Here is a 19583-nt window from a genome sequence, read left to right on the forward strand (position 1 = left end):
CCAGCGTATGAGCCTCCAATGCGGAATCGTCGGCCTGCCGAACGTCGGCAAGTCCACCCTTTTCAACGCCTTGACCAAAGCGGGAATCGCGGCCGAGAACTATCCCTTCTGCACCATCGAGCCGAACGTCGGCATCGTCGAGGTTCCCGACCCGAGACTGCAACAGATCGCCGCCATCGCCAGACCACAGCGTGTGCAACCTGCGATCGTCGAGTTTGTCGACATTGCCGGTCTGGTTGCCGGCGCGTCGAAGGGCGAAGGCCTCGGCAACCAGTTCCTGGCCAACATCCGCGAGACGGACGCCATCGTCAGCGTCGTCCGCTGCTTCGAGGACGAGAACGTGGTCCATGTCTCCGGCCGTGTCGACCCGCTCGCGGACATCGAGACCATCCTCACCGAACTGGCACTGGCCGACCTCAGCGCCGTCGAGCGCACGATGAATCGCGACATCAAGAAGGCACGGGCCGGCGACCGGGAAGCGCAGAAGATGGTCAACGTCCTCGAGCGGTTGCAACCCCACCTCAACGAAGGCCGGCCCGCACGCACCCTGCAGATTACCGCCGACGATCGCGCGCTGCTCAAGCCGCTCTGCCTGCTGACGATCAAGCCGACGATGTACGTCGGCAACGTTCTCGAAGACGGCTTCGAGAACAATCCGCACCTTGAGCGCCTCCGCCAGCACGCTGCCGCCGAGGGAGCACCAGTGGTCGCCCTCTGCGCCAAGATCGAGGCCGAACTGGCCGACCTCGAAGACGACGACAAGGCCGTCTTCCTGGCCGACCTCGGCTTCGATGAACCCGGGCTCAACCGCCTGATCCGCGCCGCCTACCAACTGCTCGGCCTGCAGACCTACTTCACCGCCGGCCCCAAGGAAGTCCGTGCGTGGACCATCCACATCGGCGACACGGCGCCGCAGGCGGCCGGCGTCATCCACAGCGACTTCGAGCGTGGCTTCATCCGCGCGCAGACGATTTCCTTCGCCGACTTCATCGCCTGCAAGGGCGAACAGGGCGCCCGTGAAGCCGGCAAGATGCGCGCCGAAGGCAAGGAATACGTCGTCCGGGACGGCGATGTGCTGAATTTCCTGTTCAACGTCTGAGCCCGGGCGGTGCGCACGACCAAGTTGCGGCGCAGATGGTATGCCTGGAGCTTGCCGGCGGGCCAGCCAACGTCAAGAACAGCGACCTCAATCGGATGTATGAGGCGAATCAAGAGTTCGATGTAAACGGCACCACTGCAAAGACTGTACGCCGAACGCTTGGTCTGATGGCGGAAGTATTCCCGGAAAAGACGCCGGAATTGGAGCGCTACAACGCTATCGCGTTGTACTGCGTTATTGCCGAGCTTCAGCGTGTGTACGCGACAAGAGGTGGTCGCGGCAACCAAGCTGGGTGAGATGGGAACCATGGTCACGCAGACGCACTGGAGGACCTTGGCGACTTTCGGGCAGTACCTCTTGCCGCTGATGTGCGTGGCGGGCGCAGGCATCTTGGCGTGGCATCGGCAAGCACGCCGCAAGCTCATCGCGGATGTCGGCCAACGCAAGGCAGCCGACGCACTCGACGGCATGAGCTGGCGCGAGTTTGAAAACATGCTGGTGGGCGAGGCCTTCCGGCTGCAAGGCTACGGCGTACTTGAAACGGGCGGCGGCGGCGCCGATGGTGGTGTCGATCTGGTGCTCTCCAAGGGTACTGAGAAGTACCTTTGTTCAATGCAAGCGGTGGAAGGCTTTCAAGGTCGGCGTGGACGTGGTGCGCGAACTCTACGGCGTCATGGCGGCCAAGGGCGCAGCCGGCGGCTTGGTAGTGACCTCGGGGCGGTTCACCGAAGATGCAGTTGGCTTCGCCAGCGGGCGCAATCTGAAACTCATTGACGGGCCGTTGCTGCACGACTTGATTCGTCAGGCTCGGAATTCGAGACGGCAGACACCTGCACGGCAGAGCAGATCGTCGTCAGGTTCGGCGGCTCCGGCGGATACGCCTTCGGTGCCAGGCTGCCCGACCTGTAGCAAGCCCATGTTGAAGCGCACGGCGAAGCGCGGAGCCAACGCGGGCGAGGAATTTTGGGGCTGCTCGGCTTATCCGGCTTGTCGTGGCACGAGGCAAATTGGATGAGATCTTCCCGAGGCCGTGCGATCGGTTGGCTATCACCGGCATCTGTGTCCTGCCAGAGTGCCTTGAGGACTACGCGCAATGAACACCATGCAGCAATTTGCGATGGGGCAGACTGCGATACCGGCTTCGACAGCCTGGTATCTCGCTGATTTGGGCGAATTCCGCGGCAAGCAGGAACTCTACACCCGACAGTCACCGCAGCGCCTCAAAGCCTTGCGTGAACATGCGCTGATCGAAAGCGCAGTGTCGTCGAACCGCATCGAGGGCGTCTCTGTCGAGGCCTCTCGGGTGCGCGATGTGCTCGTATCGCCCAGACCGCTGTTCCGGGATCGCGACGAGGAAGAAGTGCGCGGCTACCGCGACGCCTTGACCTGGATTCACCAGGATGCCCAGCGCCTTCCGGTTTCCAATGAAACCATCCAGCGCCTCCACGCGATGACGCGGGGACAAATCTGGGATGCCGGCCTGTACAAGGAGAAGGATGGCGACATCATCGAACGCTATCTCGATGGCCGCGAGCGGGTGCGCTTTTGCACCATGCCGGCCAAGGAAACGCCGGCAGCCATGGGCCAGTTGGTCGGCGACTGGCAGGCCTGCCTCGAAGAGCGCTGGGTTCCGCCGCTGATCGCACTGGCCGCGTTCAATCTCGACTTCCTGTGCATCCATCCGTTCCGCGATGGCAATGGCCGGGTGTCCCGGCTGCTCTGGCTGCTGCAGAGCTACCAACTGGGTTTCGAGGTCGGCCGATACATCAGCCTGGAACGCTTGGTCGAGCAGAACAAGGACCGTTACTACGAAACCCTGGAACTCAGTTCGCACCGCTGGCACGAGGGCAAGCACGATCCGTGGCCCTACATCAATTACGTGCTGTTCATTCTCAAGAGCGCTTATCGTGAGTTCGTCGAGCGCGTTGGGGAAACCTCGAAGCCGCGGGGATCGAAAACTCAGATGGTGCTGGAGGCGATCGCCAAGATGCCGAGAACATTCTCCCTGGCCGACTTGGAGCGTGCTTGCCCGGGGGTGAGCCGCGACATGATCCGGCGGGTGCTCAAAACGCAGAAGGGACAGTCCGTCGACTGCATCGGCCGAGGCCCCGGCGCGCTTTGGCAGAGAAGAGGTAATTAGCGTGAAAGGATGTAATAAAAAGGGTAATGTCTTCAAGGAACCGGGAGCGGGAGACAAGAAATTCAGGAGGGCGCTGAAAGTGGCGGCGCCAGCCGCGGGGGATGCCTTCACCGGCCAGGCCAGAGTCGGATACCGCGCCAAGAGGCACGTTGCCAAACCTGCGCCGAGCCTTCTGCCATGAGCGAGTACCAGTACTACGAATTCGCCGCCATCGACCGGCCGCTCACTCCCACCGAGATTGCGGAGCTTCGTGCCGTTTCAACGCGCGCCGTGATTACGCCCTCGGGGTTCGTAAACCATTACGAATGGGGTGACCTGAAAGCCGATCCGGCCGACTGGATCAGGCGTTACTTCGATGCATTCATCTATACCGCCAACTGGTGCAGTTGCCGATTGGCCCTGCGGGTGCCGTTGGCCACTTTCCGCAAAGCCGAACTGAAGCCCTTCGCCACCAAGTATGTATTAACCGTCGACGCCAACGACGAGCACTGGATCTTCGACTGGGCGCTTGATGAAAGCGAAGACTACGACCGCTTCGCCGCGGACGACGGCAGCGGCTGGATGCCACGCCTGATGCCGATGCGCGATGAACTGCTGCATGGCGACTTGCGGCCGCTCTACCTAGGGTGGCTGGCCGGGGCCAGCGGCGGCGAGCTCCGTGAGGATGCGCAGGAACCCGAGGTGCCGCCCGGATTGTCGGAGTTGTCCCCACCGCAGCAGGCGCTGGTCGAATTCCTGGAAATCGATCCCGCCACGCCCAGACGCAGCGTGGCCGAGCTGCGGGAGCTCGCAGAATCCGCTGCCGCAGTGCGACTGGAGCGCGAAGCGAAGGAGCGCTCGAAGCAGGAAGCCGAACGCGGCCGGCAGCGTAAAGCCCATCTGCGACAGCTGATGGCCGAGGTGGACAAGTACTGGGACGCCATCGATGCTCAAGCGAAGCGCGGTTCCGCATCGGGCTACACGCAGGCGGTGCGGGTTCTTGTCGATTTGGCCGAAGGCTACACGCTCACATCCAGCCGCAAGGAGTTCGAGCGCGCATTGCGGCGCTTCGTCGTGCGCCATGCGACCCGAGATGCCTTGTTGTGGCGGTTGAAGGAAGCAGGCCTGTGGTCGGGATGACGACGGGCAGGGACGCCGAAGTCGTCCGGCTGCGTGCCGAGAACGCCCGGCTGATCGGTTTGCTGGAAGCCCACGGCATCGCCTGGCACCAGCCCGAACCCAGCAGTGTGCCGACTGCGGCGGCATCACTGACCACCGACGAAAAGGTCGCTTTCTTCCGCCGTCTGTTTCGGGGCCGTATGGATGTCTATCCGGTCCGTTGGGAAAACAAGGCCGGCAAGAGCGGGTATTCGCCGGCCTGCGCCAACGAGTGGCGCGCCGGCTATTGCGAGAAGCCCCGCATCAAGTGTGCAGACTGTGGCAACCGGCTGCTGATGCCCCTGACGGACCAGACGATCTACGACCACCTCGCCGGCCGCCACACCGTCGGCGTATATCCGCTACTGGCGGATGACAGCTGCCATTTCGTCGCGGTGGATTTCGACGACGCCGATTGGCGCAGCGATACGCAGGCCTTCGCCCGATCCTGTCGCGAGCTGGGCGTCCCCGTCGCGCTGGAAATCTCACGCTCGGGCAACGGCGCCCATGGGTGGATTTTCTTCTCCTCGAACGTCGCTGCACGAGATGCACGGCGGCTCGGCACCGCCATCATCAGCCACACCTGTGCCCGCACCCGGCAACTAGAGCTCACGTCCTACGACCGGCTGTTCCCGAACCAGGACACCATGCCCAAGGGTGGCTTCGGCAACCTGATCGCCCTGCCGCTGCAGAAGGTTCCGCGCGAGAACGGTGGCAGCGTATTCGCGGACGATGCGTTGCGGCCTTATCCCGACCAATGGGCGTTCCTGACGTCGGTGCAGCCCATGGCGCCGCACGATATCGAACCGACGATCCATCGGGCCACCGGCGGCTCGCACCCGCTCGATGTCACATTCATCACCGAAGAGGATCAACAGGAGCCGTGGAAACGCGCGACACCAGCCAGGCAGCGGCTGGCGGGCCCGATGCCGGCATCCCTGACGGTGATTCATGCCAATCTCCTCTACTTCGACAAGGCGCAGCTTCCGCAAGCACTTGCGAACCGCCTGATCCGTTTGGCGGCCTTCCAGAACCCGGAGTTCTACAAGGCGCAGGCGATGCGCCTGCCGGTGTGGGACGAGCCGCGGGTGATCGGGTGCGCCGAGAATTTCCCGAACCACATCGCCTTGCCGCGCGGCTCCCTCGACGCCGCCCAGGAGTTGCTGCGTGAAAACGGCATTCGCTGCGAGTTGCGAGACGAGCGCTTCGGTGGTGAGTCGCTGGACGTGAGCTTCGCCGGGACACTTCGGCCGGATCAGGAGATGGCCGTGTCCGCGATGCTCCGTCACGATACTGGCATCCTGTGCGCGCCGACTGCCTTCGGCAAAACCGTCACGGCGGCGGCAGTGATAGCCCGGCGAGGAGTGAACACACTGGTGCTGGTGCATCGCACCGAGCTGCTCAAGCAGTGGCAGGAGCGGCTGCAGGCTTTTCTGGGAGCCGGGAAAGGCGTGATTGGCACCATCGGCGGCGGCAAAGCCAAGCCCACGGGCAAGATCGACATCGCAGTGATGCAGTCGCTCTCAAGGCAAGGCGAGACCAGCGAACTCGTCGAGAACTACGGGCAGGTGATCGTCGACGAATGCCATCACCTCTCGGCGTTCTCGTTCGAGGCAATCCTGAAGCGTGCCCGGGCCAAGTACGTGCTCGGGCTCACCGCCACGCCGATCCGGCGCGACGGGCGGCAGCCGATCATCTTCATGCAGTGCGGGCCGATCCGACATACGGCTTCGAAGCCAGCCGGCGCGCCACAGACTCTGGAGGTGATTTCCCGCTACTTGGCAGCTCGCATCGACCTCGCCGCCGATGCCGCCATCCAGGACGTGTTCAGGCACGTCGCCAGCGACACCAGCCGCACGGCGACCATTGCGGACGAGATCGCGGATGTCTTCACGCAAGGGCACAAGGTGCTGGTACTGACCGAGCGTACTGAGCACCTCGATGCCATCGGCACCGCGCTGAGGGACCGTATCCAGCCGCCGTTCACTCTGCACGGCCGCATGTCGAAGAAGCAGCGCGCCACGATGATCAGCGAACTGGATGCCCTACCCGCCGACGCACCCCGGGTACTCTTGTCCACCGGCAAGCTGGTCGGCGAGGGATTCGATCACCCGCCACTCGACACGCTGGTGCTGGCCATGCCAATTTCGTGGAAGGGCACGCTGCAGCAGTACGCCGGCCGTCTGCATCGCGAACACACCGACAAGACCCGTGTACGCATCATCGATTTCGTCGATGCCGGCCACCCGGCCCTGTTGCGGATGTGGGAGCGGCGACGGCACGGCTACCAGGCAATGGGCTACCGGATTCTCTCCGCCCCGGCCAGTTACAATCTGGGCTTCGAGTTGGTCGCTTCGAACGAGGCGAGTTCAGCCATCCCAGAAGCGGGTATGAAAGCGGGTACGAAGTGAAGCCTGAAAAGCCAGATTCCAGCACCGGCGCGGCCCGCCACCCGCTCTTCCTGTTCAACGTCTGAGCCCAGGCGGTGGCATCAGGGCATCCCACACCACGCCAGGAAACCCCGAAAATCCCCGTGATCACGAGGTTTATTGTTGGTGGCGGTTTCATGACGTCCCTTTGCCTCCCACAAAAGGGCGGGTAGGTCGGCCGCCGCCCGCTCGGCCCCACCGAGCGCTACGAGCTCTGGCTCAAGCCGGACAACGGGGCGAGCGCAAGTTCACCATCAACACCCGCATCATGCCGGCGCGCCGAGGGCATGAGGTCAGCCTCATCGTCACCGGGCACCGCGTGCCGCAGGTACTGGTTCGGGCCAACTGGACCACGATCGATGGCGTCAACTACGCGCGCACCGATGCGCCATAGCTGGTCCGTGCCTGGGACCTCGTGGCGCTGCCGGCCACCTTTCTGACGATGGCCATTCTTTGCGGTGATGCCGACATGGTGCCGTTCGTACCGGCTGCGCTCAGGTACTTGGCGGCGGCCGGCATCGGGCAGGCCATGGCGCGAACCCGGCGGGCTGCCCAGGTGAACCGGGGAGAGAGGCGAACGCACCATCGGCGCCGGCCTTAACGGGTGCAAATGGGTGCACAAGCGGGCATCGCCACACACGGCATGCAACACCGAGACCCGGCGACCTCTGCAATTGCAATTTTCCGCAAGAATGGGTGTGAATGGATGTAGTATTGGACGCCATGATTCAGTCCAACGCGGTCCAGATTACCCCCGAAGTCCTGAGCCTCATCGCTGGTATCGATGAGTTCAAGGGCGCCTGGCGTGCTCTCGGCACGCTGGCGCCGGATCGACTCTCGGCGCTGCGGCGGGTCGCCACCATCGAGAGCATCGGCTCGTCCACCCGCATCGAGGGCAGCAAGCTGTCGGACCGTGAGGTCGAGCGTCTGCTGGCCAGCCTGCAGATCAAGGCCTTCACGACGCGCGACGAGCAGGAGGTCGCCGGCTACGCCGAAGTCATGGAACTGGCGTTCTCCTCTTGGCAGGACATCACCCTGACCGAGAACCACATCAAGCAACTGCATCGGGATCTGCTGGCCTACAGCGAAAAAGACGCCTGGCACCGGGGTAACTACAAGACCTCATCCAACAGCGTCGTCGCCTTCGACGAAGGCGGCAAGCAGATCGGCGTGGTGTTCGAGACGGCGACACCCTACGACACGCCGCGTCTGATGACTGAACTGGTGACCTGGTTCAACGAGTTGCGGACCAATGACGGGCTCCATCCCCTGTTGCTCATCGGCGTGTGGGTCGTGGTGTTCCTGGAGATACACCCTTTCCAGGATGGCAACGGCCGCCTGAGCCGCGTACTGACCACCTTGCTTCTGCTGCAGGCCGGCTATGCCTACGTGCCTTACAGCTCACTCGAAAGCGTGATCGAGCAGAGCAAGGAAGCCTACTACCTCGCCTTGCGGCAGACCCAGGGCACGATCCGGACCGAAGCACCGAACTGGCAGCCTTGGCTGATTTTCTTCCTGCGCGCCTTGGCAGAGCAAGTGCGGCGGCTCAAACGCAAGGTCGAGCGCGAAAAGCTGGTTCTCGCCGCCCTGCCCGAACTGTCGCTACAGATCGTCGAGTTCGCGCGTGAGCATGGCCGCATCGCGATGGGCGAGGCAATCCGCCTGACTGGGGGCAACCGCAACACCCTCAAACAGCACTTCCGCGCTCTGGTGGAGCGCGGTCACCTCAGTCAACGCGGCAGTGGCCGTGGAGTTTGGTATGAATTGCGATAGCGGCAACCCGCCTGAGAATCCTCAGCCGATGAGCCTACGGCGCGAAAAGAGGTAGGGGGCTACGCTTGGACGTCTTCGATTTCCGCCAGCACATCGTCAACGAGTGCTCGGAGTTCACCCGCAGTTCCACCCGCATCAGGCGAGGACATACAGTCGTATGTCACCAAGGCTTACGACTCGCAAAAGTACTGGCCCGAGCCACTGATCCAGGTCAACCCGAATTTCAAGCCGGCCTCCTGCAACGCGGAAGGCGAACTCGAACGGGATCACTCCAATGCCGACCAGAATCTACCTGGTGCGCCACGGCGCCACCGAACTCACTGCTGAAGACCGGTTCGCCGGCTCCTCCGATGTGCCCCTCTCCGACGAAGGCCGCCGGCAGGTGGCTTGCCTCGCCGAGCGGCTGAAGCGGGAGAAGCTGGATGCCGCTTACGCCAGTCCGCTGCAGCGTACCATGGACACCGCCCGTGCCGTCGTACTGGCCCACGGCCTGAAGCCGATAGCCGAGCCCGGCCTGCGCGAGATCGACTACGGTCATTGGGAGGGCCTGCGTCGATCGGACGTGCAGTGCACCTTCCAGGCCGAGTACGGCAGCTGGCAGGATGATCCGTTCGCCGTCGCTCCCCTCGGCGGAGAATCCGGCGTCAATGTACTCAATCGTGCTTTGCCCACACTGCGCGCCATCGTCGAGCGCCATCGCCAGCGTACGGTTCTGCTGGTCTCCCACAAGGGAACCAACCGGCTGCTGATCTGCAGCCTGCTCGGCCTCGACCCACGTACCTACCGCGACCGCCTCGAACAAAGCCCCGCAGCGCTGAGCATTCTCGAATTCACCAGTGGGCTGCGCGTCCGGTTGTGCCTGCTCAACGACACCTCGCACTACACCGGCGGACAGGAAATCGAACAGGCTCCTTGACGAAGCTTGTCGGAGTGGTCCGCCCTCGTCTCGAAACCGACCGCGGTTCGCGCATGCCGATGGCCCCGCAGGATTCCACCCTGCCGCGGGAGCAGCGCGCGAACCGTGATTCTCCCGGCCACTGGCGGCACCCCGCCGATGCGCAGCCATTCGCCAAGATGCGGCGCCAGTCCGCGAGCGGACGGTCGCATTCTCGGGCGCCGCGCTGTGCGGATCAGTCGCCGAGGTCGCCGAGCCTGATGGGCTTCGTCCGCGGCCCGGGGTTGCGCGGCAAGAGCAGCGACAGCAGGCCGGCGACGAGGACGAATGCCGACGACGCCCAGAGGCAGGCGACGAGGCCGCCACTGGGCCCGCTCTGCAGCCCCCACTGGTAGAGAGCACCGGACATCACCGTGCCGGCGAGGCGACCAGCGGCATTCGCCATGTAGTAGAAACCGACGTTCATCGCCACCTTGTCGCTGTCGGTGTAGGCGAGGATCAGGTAGGAATGCACCGCCGAGTTGAGCGCAAAGACGGCGCCAAAGACGATCAGTCCGGCGACGACGACCACTGCCGGCGCAATGCCGGCGGCCAGCGCCAGCGCAATCGCTGCCGGCAGCGCAGCGAGAACGAAAGCGAGGATCGTTGCCGTCCGCCCATCGGGCTCGTGCTGCTCGTCGACACGGCTGCGCAGCAGGCCGGGCGTGCTCGCCTGGACGATGCCGTAGCCGATCACCCACACCGCGAGGAAGCCACCGGACTGCCAGAAGGTCCAGCCGAGGACGCTGGACAGGAAGACCGGCAGGCCGACGACGAACCAGACGTCGCGCGCGCCGAAAAGGAAGATGCGCGCCGCTGCCAGCTTGTTGACGGCGCCGTTGCGCGAGAACATCTGGCCGAATTTGGCCTTCCTGTTCGCCTCGCCGAGACCGCCGCGCATCAGCAGCGCGGCAGCGATCAGGGTCACCGCGACGAGTGCGGCGAGAAGCTGCAGCGCGGTCTGGAAACCGAGCAGCGTCAGCAGCAGACCGCCGAGGAAAAAGCCGACGCCCTTGAGCGCGTTCTTCGATCCCGTGAGGATCGACACCCAGCGGTACAGGGTCGCCGAAGCGTCCTCGGGGACGATCAGCTTGACGGCGCTCTTCGAACTCATCTTGGTCATGTCCTTGGCGATGCCGCTCAACGCCTGCGAGACCATCACCCAGGCAACGACCAGCCAGGACTGCGGCGCGAAGGCGAGCATCGACAGCGCCGCGAGCTGCGTGCCAAGGCCGACGAACAGTGTCGTCTTGAGGCCGAAACGGGCACCGATGTAACCACCGAAGAGGTTCGTCAGGATGCCAAAGACTTCATAGAAGATGAACAGCGAGGCGACGGCGAACGGCGTGTAGCCAAGTCCGTAGAAGTAGAACAGCACCAGCATGCGCACCGCACCGTCGGTCACCGTGTCCGCCCAGTAGGCGCCGGTGACCAGGATGTAGTTGCGCAGCCCGGCGCGCGCCGGGTTACTCTTGCCTGCCGCTGGGTCGCTCATGTCGTGCCTCTCCTTTGGCGCCGTCGCTGCGACGCCTTCGCCCGCGGGCGGGCTTCCTTGCCGCCACCGCGGCGGCAGCTTCGATCGCCAGGCGTCTAGAGCGACGCCGCCACTTTCGCCGCCAGTTCGACATAGCGGTTGGCGTAGCCCCATTCGTTGTCGTACCAGGCGTAAATCTTCACCAGGGTGCCGTTGATCACCAGGGTGTGCGCCGCATCGATGATCGACGAGCGCGGATCGGTCGCGTAGTCCATCGATACCAGCGGCCGCTCCTCGTAGCCGAGGATCCCCTGCAGCGCGCCGTTCGCCGCCGCCTTGAGCAGGCCATTGACCTCGTCGACCGTCGTCGGCCGACGCATCTCGAAGACGCAATCGGTGAGCGAGGCGTTGAGCAGCGGCACGCGGACCGCGTGGCCGTCGAGCTTGCCCTTGAGTTCCGGGAAGATCAGCGCGATCGCCGTCGCCGACCCGGTCGTCGTCGGCACCAGCGACAGGCTGGAAGCGCGCGCGCGGCGCAGGTCCTTGTGCATCTGGTCATGCACGCTCTGCGTGTTGGTCGAACTGTGAATGGTGGTGATCATTCCGTGCGAGATGCCGATCGCCTCATGAACGACCTTGACCACCGGCGCGAGGCAGTTGGTCGTGCAGGAAGCGGCCGTGACGATGTGGTCGTTCGCCGGGTCGTAGAGATGGTCGTTGATCCCCATGACGATGTTGAGGACGTCGCCATCCTTGACCGGCGCAGCGACGATCACCTTTTTCACACCCGCCGCGAGATAGGGCGAGAGCTGCTCGACCGTTCGCCACTTGCCGCTCGCCTCGAGGACGATGTCGACGCCCGCCTCGCGCCAGGGACCGCCGGCGACGTCCTTCGCCATGCTGTAACCGATCGACCGGCCATCGATCACGATGCGACCATTGCTGACGCCGACCTCGTGCTGCCAGCGGCGATGCACCGAGTCGAACTCGAGCAGGTGCGCGGCGGCTTCCACTGGCCCGTTCGCTTCGTTGATGTGCACGAACTCGAGTTCCGGATTGTTCCACGCGGCGCGCAGCGCCAGCCTGCCGATGCGACCGAAACCATTGATGCCGACCTTGACCGTCATTGCTCGTTCCTCCGAAGGGTGGATGATGCTCCGCTGAAGCCCAGCGAACTGCAGAAGCGAGCGCCACGCACGGCGCTCGCTCGATTTACGTTTCTATATTGCTAGAATTTTGAAAACATGTAAACCCCGAGCTGCGTTCGCTCCGGCACCCCGGCGCAACTGCTCCTGGCACCGCATAGCCTTTGCGTGGCGACGAGTATTTCGGTATCGTTGGAACGATGAACCGTACCGATGCCGTCACCACGCTGGCTGCGCTGGCCCAGGAAAGCCGCCTCGCCATCTTCCGCCTGCTGGTGCAACATGCGCCGACCGGCCTGACCGTCGGCGTGATTGCCGAGCAACTCGAGCTACCCGCGCCAACGCTGTCCTTTCACCTGAAGACGCTGCTCCATGCCGGCCTCGTAAACACCGTCCAGGAAGGCCGTTTCGTCCGCGTCCATGCCTGCATCGAGCGGATCGACGGGCTCGTCGGCTTCCTGACCGAGAACTGTTGCAACGGTCGACCGGAAGTCTGCCGACCACCCTTGCGGCCCGCGGTGGATCCAGCCGGCTGACCGTCTGCCTGGAGGGGCAGGTAAGCGGGAAGCAGGGAAGTTCAGTTCCATGTTTCCAGAAATTTACTGTTGTGTTAGTGTTCGTCCTTCGATGACTTGCCGACCACCGGAGGCCAGGACCGACATGAGCCACACCTCGCGAGCCTGCGGCGACGGCGACCGGGACGCCGAGCCGCGCCGGATGAACAGCGTCTTCGAACGCTACCTGAGCCTCTGGGTGCTGCTCTGCATCGTCGGCGGCATCGCCCTCGGCAAGCTCGCGCCCGGCGTCGCCCAGGAACTCGATCGCATGTCGCTCGATGTCGCGGGCGCGCCGGTGGTTTCCATCCCGATCGCGGTCTGCCTGTTCTTCATGATGTACCCGATCATGGTCAAGATCGACTTCGCCTCGGTCATCCAGGCCGGACGCAGCGGCCGGCCAGTGCTGCTGACGCTGTTCGTGAACTGGGCGGTGAAGCCATTCACCATGTACGCCATCGCCTTCCTCTTCCTCGGCGTGCTGCTGCGGTCGCTGATCGGCGACAGTGCCGTCGACCTGGTCAAGATGCCCTTCGGGCTCGACCTGCCCGTCGGCGTCGCGCACGGCGCCGGCGTCGTCGTCCTGCACGACGGCGTCCGCATGCTCGAGGTCCCGCTCTGGCGCAGCTATCTCGCCGGCTGCATCCTGCTCGGCATCGCCCCATGCACGGCGATGGTCCTCGTCTGGGGTTACCTGGCGCGCGGCAACGACGGGCTGACGCTGGTCATGGTGGCGATCAATTCGCTGACCATGCTGCTGCTCTACGGTGTTCTCGGCGGCTTTCTGCTCGGCATCGGTCGCCTGCCGGTGCCATGGCAGGCGCTGCTGCTGTCGATCGGCATCTACGTTGCGCTGCCACTGGCCGCAGGCTATCTGTCGCGGCGCTGGATCATCGCCAGCAAGGGCGAGGCCTGGTTCAAGGAACGCTTCCTGCACGTGCTCACCCCGATCACCATCGTCGCCCTGCTGATCACGCTGGTACTGCTGTTCTCGTTCAAGGGCGAGGTGATCCTCGCCAACCCGCTGACCATCGTCTGGATCGCCATCCCGCTGTTCCTGCAGACGGTGCTGATCTTTGCCCTCGGCTACGCCCTGGCGCTCTGGCTGCGTCTGCCCTACCGGGATGCCGCGCCGGCGGCGATGATCGGCGCCTCGAACCACTTCGAAGTCGCGATCGCCACCGCCGTGATGCTCTTCGGACTCTCCTCGGGCGCGGCGCTGGCGACCGTCGTCGGGGTACTGATCGAGGTGCCGGTCATGCTCGCCCTGGTCGAGATCTGCCGGCGCACGGCGCACTGGTTTCCGGCGCCGCCGGCCGGCATCGCGCCTGCGCCAGGCGGGCAATGACGCGCCGTCGCTTGCCGCCGTCGACGCCTCGTGCCCTGCTTGCCGACCCGACGCGGCAAGCAAGGCAGCCCGATGCGGACGGGTTCTAGCCCAGGCAGAAGACGTCGAGCTTGTTGCCGTCAAGATCGCGGAAATAGCCGGCGTAGAAGCCGTCACCGCGCGGACCGACCGCACCTTCATCCGTCCCGCCAAGAGCGAGCGCCCGCGCATGGACCCGTCCGACCTGCTCGCGCGACGTTGCGGCCAGCGCCACCATGACGCCGTTGCCGACACTCGCCGGGCGTCCATCGAAGGGCGTCATGATGCACAGACTGGGTTTGTCCTCGGCCACTCCCCAGGCAATGCCGCGCGGAAACTCCCAAAGGCGCCGGGCACCGACCTCCTTCAGCAACTCGTCATAGAAGGCCGCTGCCCTTGCCAGATCGTTGGTACCCAGTGTCACATAGCCAATCATCGCGCTTCTCCTTCAGAGTCCAAGAGGCAACAGTCTATACTAACAGCAGCCGTATCCCTGGATCGCGCCGAGCGCATCGAGGAAGTCTCCTGAAACCGCCACATGAAGACCCCTGGCGCAACAACCAGTGCCCGCTCCGCGCTCGTCTGCCTGCTGGCATTCGCCGCCTTCTCCTCGCTGGCCGCCGCCGCGTCGCCGACGTGGATCGAGATCGACGCTGCCGGCGAGCGACGGGTTCACCTCTACTTCTTCTGGACGAGTACCTGCCCGCACTGCCAGGCCGCACGCCCCTTCGTCGAAGCACTGCCCGCGCGCCATCGCTGGTTGCTGCTGCACAGCCGCAATCTCTCGACCGATCGCGAGGCAGCGGCGGCCTACGTCGCGCTCGCCGAGTCGCTGGGAGAGGAAGCGAGCAGCGTGCCCGCGTTCATCTTCTGCGGCCGGATGGAAGTCGGTTTCGACCGGCCCGAAACGAGCGGGCGAGCACTCGAGGAGGCCCTGCAGTCGTGCCGGGAGAGCGACGGCGAGCCACCTGCGGCAGCCAGCCCGGCGGACACCCGGGCAACCGGGATCAGTCTCCCGCTGCTCGGCAGAATTGCGCCGGAGCAGTTCTCACTACCGGTGTTCACCATCCTCATCGCTGGCCTCGATGCCTTCAATCCCTGTGCTTTCTTCGTCCTCCTGTTCCTGCTCTCGCTGCTGATCCACGCCGGCAGTCGTGCCCGCATGCTGTTCATCGGCAGCGTCTTCCTCTTCTTCTCCGGCCTCATCTACTTCCTGTTCATGGCTGCCTGGCTCAACATCTTCCACTGGCTGGGCGAAGTCGCTCTGGTGACGACGGCCGCCGGAGTGCTCGCCATCGTCATTGCGCTGTTCAACATCAAGGATTACTTCTGGTTCAGGAGAGGACCGTCGCTGAGCATCCCCGAAGCCGCCAAGCCCGGACTGTACGGGCGGATGCGCGGGCTGCTGCGTGCCGAAAGCCTGCCCGTACTGACGCTCGGAACGATTGCCCTGGCGATCGTCGCCAACTCTTACGAACTCCTGTGCACCGCCGGCTTTCCGATGGTCTACACGCGCCTGCTGACGCTGTCGGAGCTGCCACCGTGGCAACACTACGCTTTTCTCGTCTTCTACAACCTCGTCTACGTCAGCCCACTGCTGCTCATCACCCTGATCTTCACCTGCACCCTCGGCTCGCGCAAGCTCTCGGCCGCCGAGGGCCGCCTGCTCAAGCTGCTGTCCGGGGTCATGATGCTCGGCCTCGGCGGACTGCTGGTCGTGGCACCGGCAGCGCTCAACGACCTTCGCGTCGCGCTGGCACTGCTCACCGGCGCGATCGGCGTTTCCTGGCTGGCCCATCGACTGCGGCCGCCGACACTTGCTCCGGCCGACCCGGTCGACCGACAATGACGGCAGATGCCTGCCACCGAACCATGAACAGACTCCTTCCCGTCTTGCTGCTGGCCCTCGCCGCCCCGGCAGCAGCTGGCGGGCCCTGGCGGGCGAGCGAGACGAATACCCGTGGCTGGCAACTGATGACGCCGGAAGAGCGCATTGAGCATCAGGCGAGGATTCGCGGCTTCAGGAGCTACGACGAGTGCCGCAGCTACCAGCTCGCGCATCATCGGCTGATGGAGGAACGGGCCCGACAGCGGGGGATCGAGCTGCCACGTGGCCGGCGCGACGTCTGTGAGCACCTGCGGCAGGCCGCCGAGCCCGCTGCGCGTGCCGACTGATCGCTGCCGCCAGACATGCTGAGCCCCGCCCGGAACCGGTTGACGATCCCGCTGCTCCTCTTGGCGTCGACGGCAGCCCCGGTATTTTGGGCGCTGCCGGAGGATCTGCCGCCTCTGCGCAGTCTCGGCATCATCCTCGGCTGGGCCGGCTGCGGCATGCTCTTCGGCAGCCTGCTGCTGATGCTGCGCGAAACCTGGCTGTCGCACTGGCTGGGCGGCCTTGCCGCCATGTATCGTTGGCATCACCGCGCCGGCGTCATCGCCTACGTCGTCCTGCTCGCGCATCCGCTGGCGCTCGCCGCCGATGCCTTGCCGGCGTCCCCGGCCCTCGCCTGGCAGACGCTGTCGCCATTCGCTAACGGCTGGGCGGTGCGGCTCGGTTGGCTGTCTCTGCTGCTGCTGATGTTCGGACTGGCCGCCACTTTCGCGAGCCGCATTCCGTACCGAATCTGGCGCTGGCTGCACGCTGCGCTCGGCATCGGCGTCGTCCTCGGCCTTGGCCACCTGCTGCAACTGGGAATCGACGAACCGGTGCTGCCGCTACTGGCGCTGGCAGTGCTGCTGCTTGGCTGGCGCTTCATCCGCGACGATGCAGGACTCGCCGCACGGCCGTACATCGTCCGCTCGGCGACGCCAATCGCCGACGGCGTCGTCGAGATCAGCCTGCGACCACTAGCCCAGCCGATCGCAGCCGACGCAGGGCAGTTCGTCGTCGTCGCCTTCCACAGCGGAGCGGGATTCCGTGGCTGCGGCCAGTTTCACCCGTTCACCATCAGCTCGATCGCCGGCGACGGTGAAATCCGGATTGGTGTCAAGGCCCTGGGCGATTGCACCCGACACCTTCAGTCGATCGCAACAGGTGTCCCGGCGCGGGTGCATGGCGCCTTTGGCCATTTCCTCGCCGGCCGACCGACGACGGCGCAACTCTGGCTGGCCGGCGGCATCGGTGTCACGCCCTTCGTTGCCCTGTTGCGCGGCGGCCCGCTGCACCAGCCGACCACCCTCATCTACCTCTACCGCAGCGAGACCGACGCCGCCTATCTGCACGAACTGCAGACGCTCGCTGCCGCCGATCGACTGCTGTCGCTGCAAGCATACGCCACCGGCGAGGAGCCACCGGAACTGGCATCGTTGTTGCCCGCCAGCCATGACCTCAGCAACCGCGAGTGCCATGTCTGCGGCCCGCCGGCAATGGTCGCCGCCGTCCGCAAGGCCCTGTGCCAGCGCGGCATCACCACCCGCCACATCCACTTCGAGAACTTCGACTTTCGCTGATGCGCCGACTGTACGTCTACGCCACTGGCGTCTTCTGGCTGCTCGTCACCACCGTCGCGATCGTCGGCCACGGGGTGCCGGAGCCACCGGGCCACGCGCCTGCCTCCGAACGGCTGATACCGCTCGCGGAACTCGCCCGGCACGCACGGCCTGACGACTGCTGGATGGCCATCCACGGTGCCGTCCATGACCTCGGCGCCTATATCCCGGAGCATCCATCGCAGCCGAGTGTGGTCGTACCGTGGTGTGGCAGGGAGGCGACGGAAGCCTACGCAACCAAGGGTCGCGGTCGCCCGCATTCGCCACACGCGGATGAATTGCTCACCAGGTACCGCATCGGTCGCCTCGCCGGGGAGCAACCGTGAGCAACGTCACGACCGCCGCCGCAGCGCCTTTGGTCGGGCGGCGGGAGTCCACCGGCGCCGCCTGTGGATGGCAGACGGGCGGCCCGGCGGCGATCGCCCCTGCACACCCGCCGCCGGCGGCAGCCACAGCGCGGCCCGACGCATGAATCCGACGCCAGTTTCAGTGGTCATGCCGTCCCTCAATCAGGCTGCGTTCATCGAAGCGGCTGCGCGCAGCGTACTGCAGCAGGACTACCCGGCACTCGAACTGGTGGTCGCCGACGGCGGCTCGACCGACGATACGCACGCGACATTGGAACGTCTGTCGCACGAGTTCGGCGATCGCCTGCGCTGGCAGGCTGCGCCCGACTCCGGGCCGGCGAACGCTGTCAACAAGGCACTGGCGCTGGCCCGCGGCGGCATCGTCGGTTGGCTGAATGCGGATGACCTCTACAAACCCGGAGCGATCGCAGCGGCCGTTGCGGCATTGCAGGCTGATCCGTCGCTGGTGATGGTGTTCGGCGAAGCCGAACACATCGACGAGTCCGACCGCATCATCGATCGCTATCCAACCCGACCGGCAACGACACCGGTCGCGCACTTCCAGGACGGCTGCTTCATATGCCAGCCCACCGTCTTTCTGCGGCGAAGTGTCCTTGACGAGGTCGGCGGGCTGGATGAGACGCTCTCGACCGCCTTCGACTTCGATCTCTGGTTGCGCATCTTTCTCACCTTCCCCGGTCACATCGCCCACCTGCCCCGGGTGCAGGCACAGTCCCGCCTGCACCCGGGGTGCATCACGCGACGCCTGCGGCGGACGATCGCAGCCGAGTCCGTACGCGTCCTCGCCCGTCACCTCGGCACGGCGAATCCGCATTGGCTGCTGACCTACGTCGAGGAGCAGTGCAACTCCTATCCGCATGGAGACTCTCCCGCGGACCTCCAGCAGGATGTCGAGTCGCTGGCCGCGGAACTGGCCGGATGTTTTTCTGCGGATGGCCGCGAGCTGCTTCGCCATCGCCTGACGACGGATGCGCGCTTGCGCCTCGCCTTGCCGGAAGCCTTCGCCGCCGTGACGGCGGATGGCTGGGCAACGGCGACGCTGCGCATCAGGCTGCGGCAGACTGCAGCCATTCCAGGCCGACGCAGCATCGGGACGCGGCAGCCAGTTGTCGCCGCGGCGAGCCCTGCGGGTCGCGCCCGCACGATCCTCGTCCGCCTGTGGAGCCGGCTGCGTCGCTGGCTGCCCGGTGACCGCCGCTCATACCTGCAACTCGCATGCGTGCACGCAGCGCCACTCACCTCGCCGCTGGCACTCTCGATTCGCAGCGGGCAAGAGGCCGCCGAGTGCCGCGTCGTCAGCCGGCACGGCCGCTTCTCGCTCTTCCTGCCACTGTCCGCTGCGATCGGCCCGCAAGCGGAAATCGAAATCATCCCCAACCAGGTCTTCATCCCCGGACTCGTCGATGAGCAATCCTCCGACTTGCGCGAGCTGTCCTTTCGCGTCGAAGACATGACGATCATCTGAGAGCCGGCCGGCAGCGACGCCGGGGATCCCGGGAGCTGGCTCATGGAAGCGGCCCCGCCCACCGCTGCAACACGCCGACACCGGGGCGACGAGCGGCAACACGCCGTCGTCGCCAGGGCGCAGGATGTCATCGGCTGCGCTTCGGGCAGCACGGCCAGGGCAGTCGTCAGGCCGCTGACTAAGTCTGGCAACGTCCCTTGCTTGTGGCGC

At 65.1% G+C, this 19583-nt stretch carries 18 protein-coding genes and 1 pseudogene; 16 read left to right on the forward strand and 3 right to left on the reverse strand.

Going from position 1 to position 19583, the window contains the following annotated elements; translation table 11 throughout:
* The first annotated feature begins 7 nt into the window (after positions 1–7).
* The 9 genes and pseudogenes from ychF to V5B60_RS19145 all read left to right on the forward strand — a co-directional run bounded on the left by ychF (position 8) and on the right by V5B60_RS19145 (position 9494).
* Complete coding sequence (gene ychF / locus V5B60_RS19105) at positions 8–1099, forward strand: redox-regulated ATPase YchF (RefSeq protein ID WP_332349248.1); 1092 nt, start codon at positions 8–10, stop codon at positions 1097–1099.
* Between the two features lie 35 nt (positions 1100–1134).
* Complete coding sequence (locus tag V5B60_RS19110; RefSeq protein WP_332349250.1) at positions 1135–1395, forward strand: hypothetical protein; 261 nt, start codon at positions 1135–1137, stop codon at positions 1393–1395.
* Positions 1337–2114 (forward strand): annotated as a pseudogene (locus V5B60_RS22305) (restriction endonuclease). The gene V5B60_RS19110 and the pseudogene V5B60_RS22305 overlap by 59 nt, the downstream one beginning before the upstream one ends.
* 78 nt (positions 2115–2192) lie before the next feature.
* Positions 2193–3239: a Fic family protein gene (locus V5B60_RS19120; protein ID WP_332349253.1), complete on the forward strand. Its 1047-nt coding sequence runs from the start codon at positions 2193–2195 to the stop codon at positions 3237–3239.
* Between the two features lie 177 nt (positions 3240–3416).
* Complete coding sequence (locus V5B60_RS19125) at positions 3417–4358, forward strand: hypothetical protein (protein ID WP_332349254.1); 942 nt, start codon at positions 3417–3419, stop codon at positions 4356–4358.
* Positions 4355–6787 (forward strand): TOTE conflict system archaeo-eukaryotic primase domain-containing protein, encoded by a 2433-nt coding sequence (locus V5B60_RS19130; RefSeq protein ID WP_332350640.1) that lies wholly within the window; start codon positions 4355–4357, stop codon positions 6785–6787. Before V5B60_RS19125 ends, V5B60_RS19130 begins: the two co-directional genes overlap by 4 nt.
* A 286-nt stretch (positions 6788–7073) precedes the next feature.
* Entirely contained in the window at positions 7074–7199 is a 126-nt protein-coding gene (locus V5B60_RS19135) for a hypothetical protein (RefSeq protein WP_332349257.1), read from the forward strand.
* A 308-nt stretch (positions 7200–7507) separates the two neighbouring features.
* Positions 7508–8578, forward strand: a complete 1071-nt coding sequence (locus V5B60_RS19140) for a Fic family protein (RefSeq protein WP_434735346.1) — start codon at positions 7508–7510, stop codon at positions 8576–8578.
* 274 nt (positions 8579–8852) lie between these two features.
* Complete coding sequence (locus V5B60_RS19145; protein ID WP_332349259.1) at positions 8853–9494, forward strand: histidine phosphatase family protein; 642 nt, start codon at positions 8853–8855, stop codon at positions 9492–9494.
* Positions 9495–9708: 214 nt separating this feature from the next.
* Here the strand turns inward: V5B60_RS19145 and arsJ are convergent, their stop codons facing one another.
* Positions 9709–11007 (reverse strand): organoarsenical effux MFS transporter ArsJ, encoded by a 1299-nt coding sequence (gene arsJ / locus V5B60_RS19150; RefSeq protein ID WP_332349261.1) that lies wholly within the window; start codon positions 11005–11007, stop codon positions 9709–9711.
* A 95-nt stretch (positions 11008–11102) separates the two neighbouring features.
* A complete protein-coding gene (locus V5B60_RS19155; protein WP_332349263.1) occupies positions 11103–12113 on the reverse strand; it encodes an ArsJ-associated glyceraldehyde-3-phosphate dehydrogenase in 1011 nt (336 codons plus the stop codon).
* Positions 12114–12331: 218 nt separating this feature from the next.
* Between V5B60_RS19155 and V5B60_RS19160 the strand changes: the two genes are divergently transcribed.
* Together V5B60_RS19160 and arsB are read left to right on the forward strand one after the other, a co-directional pair.
* Positions 12332–12667, forward strand: coding sequence for an ArsR/SmtB family transcription factor (locus V5B60_RS19160; protein WP_034937321.1), 336 nt, complete (start codon positions 12332–12334; stop codon positions 12665–12667).
* Positions 12668–12791: 124 nt separating this feature from the next.
* A complete protein-coding gene (gene arsB / locus V5B60_RS19165) occupies positions 12792–14033 on the forward strand; it encodes an ACR3 family arsenite efflux transporter (protein WP_434735347.1) in 1242 nt (413 codons plus the stop codon).
* Between the two features lie 85 nt (positions 14034–14118).
* Here arsB and V5B60_RS19170 read toward each other — a convergent pair whose 3' ends face one another.
* Positions 14119–14487 (reverse strand): VOC family protein, encoded by a 369-nt coding sequence (locus tag V5B60_RS19170; RefSeq protein WP_332349267.1) that lies wholly within the window; start codon positions 14485–14487, stop codon positions 14119–14121.
* 102 nt (positions 14488–14589) lie between these two features.
* Here V5B60_RS19170 and V5B60_RS19175 point away from each other — a divergent pair, with 102 nt between their 5' ends.
* From V5B60_RS19175 to V5B60_RS19195, 5 genes are all read left to right on the forward strand, one after another.
* A complete protein-coding gene (locus tag V5B60_RS19175) occupies positions 14590–15900 on the forward strand; it encodes a hypothetical protein (RefSeq protein WP_332349269.1) in 1311 nt (436 codons plus the stop codon).
* A 23-nt stretch (positions 15901–15923) separates the two neighbouring features.
* Positions 15924–16226 carry a hypothetical protein gene (locus tag V5B60_RS19180; RefSeq protein ID WP_332349271.1) on the forward strand — a complete coding sequence of 101 codons (303 nt, stop codon included), beginning with the start codon at positions 15924–15926 and terminating at the stop codon, positions 16224–16226.
* Between the two features lie 15 nt (positions 16227–16241).
* Positions 16242–17501 (forward strand): ferric reductase-like transmembrane domain-containing protein, encoded by a 1260-nt coding sequence (locus V5B60_RS19185; protein ID WP_332349273.1) that lies wholly within the window; start codon positions 16242–16244, stop codon positions 17499–17501.
* Entirely contained in the window at positions 17501–17866 is a 366-nt protein-coding gene (locus V5B60_RS19190) for a cytochrome b5-like heme/steroid binding domain-containing protein (protein ID WP_332349275.1), read from the forward strand. The genes V5B60_RS19185 and V5B60_RS19190 overlap by 1 nt, the downstream gene beginning before the upstream one ends.
* Positions 17867–18008: 142 nt before the next feature.
* Complete coding sequence (locus V5B60_RS19195) at positions 18009–19373, forward strand: glycosyltransferase family 2 protein (protein WP_332349277.1); 1365 nt, start codon at positions 18009–18011, stop codon at positions 19371–19373.
* The last annotated feature ends 210 nt before the right edge of the window (positions 19374–19583 follow it).

Source organism: Accumulibacter sp., from assembly GCF_036625195.1.
GTDB lineage: Bacteria > Pseudomonadota > Gammaproteobacteria > Burkholderiales > Rhodocyclaceae > Accumulibacter.

Excerpts from the sequence above, each read along its gene's own strand:
- V5B60_RS19175 (WP_332349269.1), top strand. The coding sequence starts at position 14,590 with ATGAAGACCCCTGGCGCAACAACCAGTGCCCGCTCCGCGCTCGTCTGC.
- V5B60_RS19155 (WP_332349263.1), bottom strand. The coding sequence starts at position 12,113 with ATGACGGTCAAGGTCGGCATCAATGGTTTCGGTCGCATCGGCAGGCTG.
- V5B60_RS19125 (WP_332349254.1), top strand. The coding sequence starts at position 3,417 with ATGAGCGAGTACCAGTACTACGAATTCGCCGCCATCGACCGGCCGCTC.
- V5B60_RS19110 (WP_332349250.1), top strand. The coding sequence starts at position 1,135 with ATGGTATGCCTGGAGCTTGCCGGCGGGCCAGCCAACGTCAAGAACAGC.
- V5B60_RS19135 (WP_332349257.1), top strand. The coding sequence starts at position 7,074 with ATGCCGGCGCGCCGAGGGCATGAGGTCAGCCTCATCGTCACCGGGCAC.
- V5B60_RS19195 (WP_332349277.1), top strand. The coding sequence starts at position 18,009 with ATGAATCCGACGCCAGTTTCAGTGGTCATGCCGTCCCTCAATCAGGCT.
- V5B60_RS19190 (WP_332349275.1), top strand. The coding sequence starts at position 17,501 with ATGCGCCGACTGTACGTCTACGCCACTGGCGTCTTCTGGCTGCTCGTC.
- V5B60_RS19120 (WP_332349253.1), top strand. The coding sequence starts at position 2,193 with ATGAACACCATGCAGCAATTTGCGATGGGGCAGACTGCGATACCGGCT.
- V5B60_RS19160 (WP_034937321.1), top strand. The coding sequence starts at position 12,332 with ATGAACCGTACCGATGCCGTCACCACGCTGGCTGCGCTGGCCCAGGAA.
- V5B60_RS19130 (WP_332350640.1), top strand. The coding sequence starts at position 4,355 with ATGACGACGGGCAGGGACGCCGAAGTCGTCCGGCTGCGTGCCGAGAAC.
- ychF (WP_332349248.1), top strand. The coding sequence starts at position 8 with ATGAGCCTCCAATGCGGAATCGTCGGCCTGCCGAACGTCGGCAAGTCC.
- V5B60_RS19145 (WP_332349259.1), top strand. The coding sequence starts at position 8,853 with ATGCCGACCAGAATCTACCTGGTGCGCCACGGCGCCACCGAACTCACT.
- V5B60_RS19185 (WP_332349273.1), top strand. The coding sequence starts at position 16,242 with ATGCTGAGCCCCGCCCGGAACCGGTTGACGATCCCGCTGCTCCTCTTG.
- arsJ (WP_332349261.1), bottom strand. The coding sequence starts at position 11,007 with ATGAGCGACCCAGCGGCAGGCAAGAGTAACCCGGCGCGCGCCGGGCTG.
- V5B60_RS19180 (WP_332349271.1), top strand. The coding sequence starts at position 15,924 with ATGAACAGACTCCTTCCCGTCTTGCTGCTGGCCCTCGCCGCCCCGGCA.
- V5B60_RS19170 (WP_332349267.1), bottom strand. The coding sequence starts at position 14,487 with ATGATTGGCTATGTGACACTGGGTACCAACGATCTGGCAAGGGCAGCG.
- V5B60_RS19140 (WP_434735346.1), top strand. The coding sequence starts at position 7,508 with ATGGATGTAGTATTGGACGCCATGATTCAGTCCAACGCGGTCCAGATT.
- arsB (WP_434735347.1), top strand. The coding sequence starts at position 12,792 with ATGAGCCACACCTCGCGAGCCTGCGGCGACGGCGACCGGGACGCCGAG.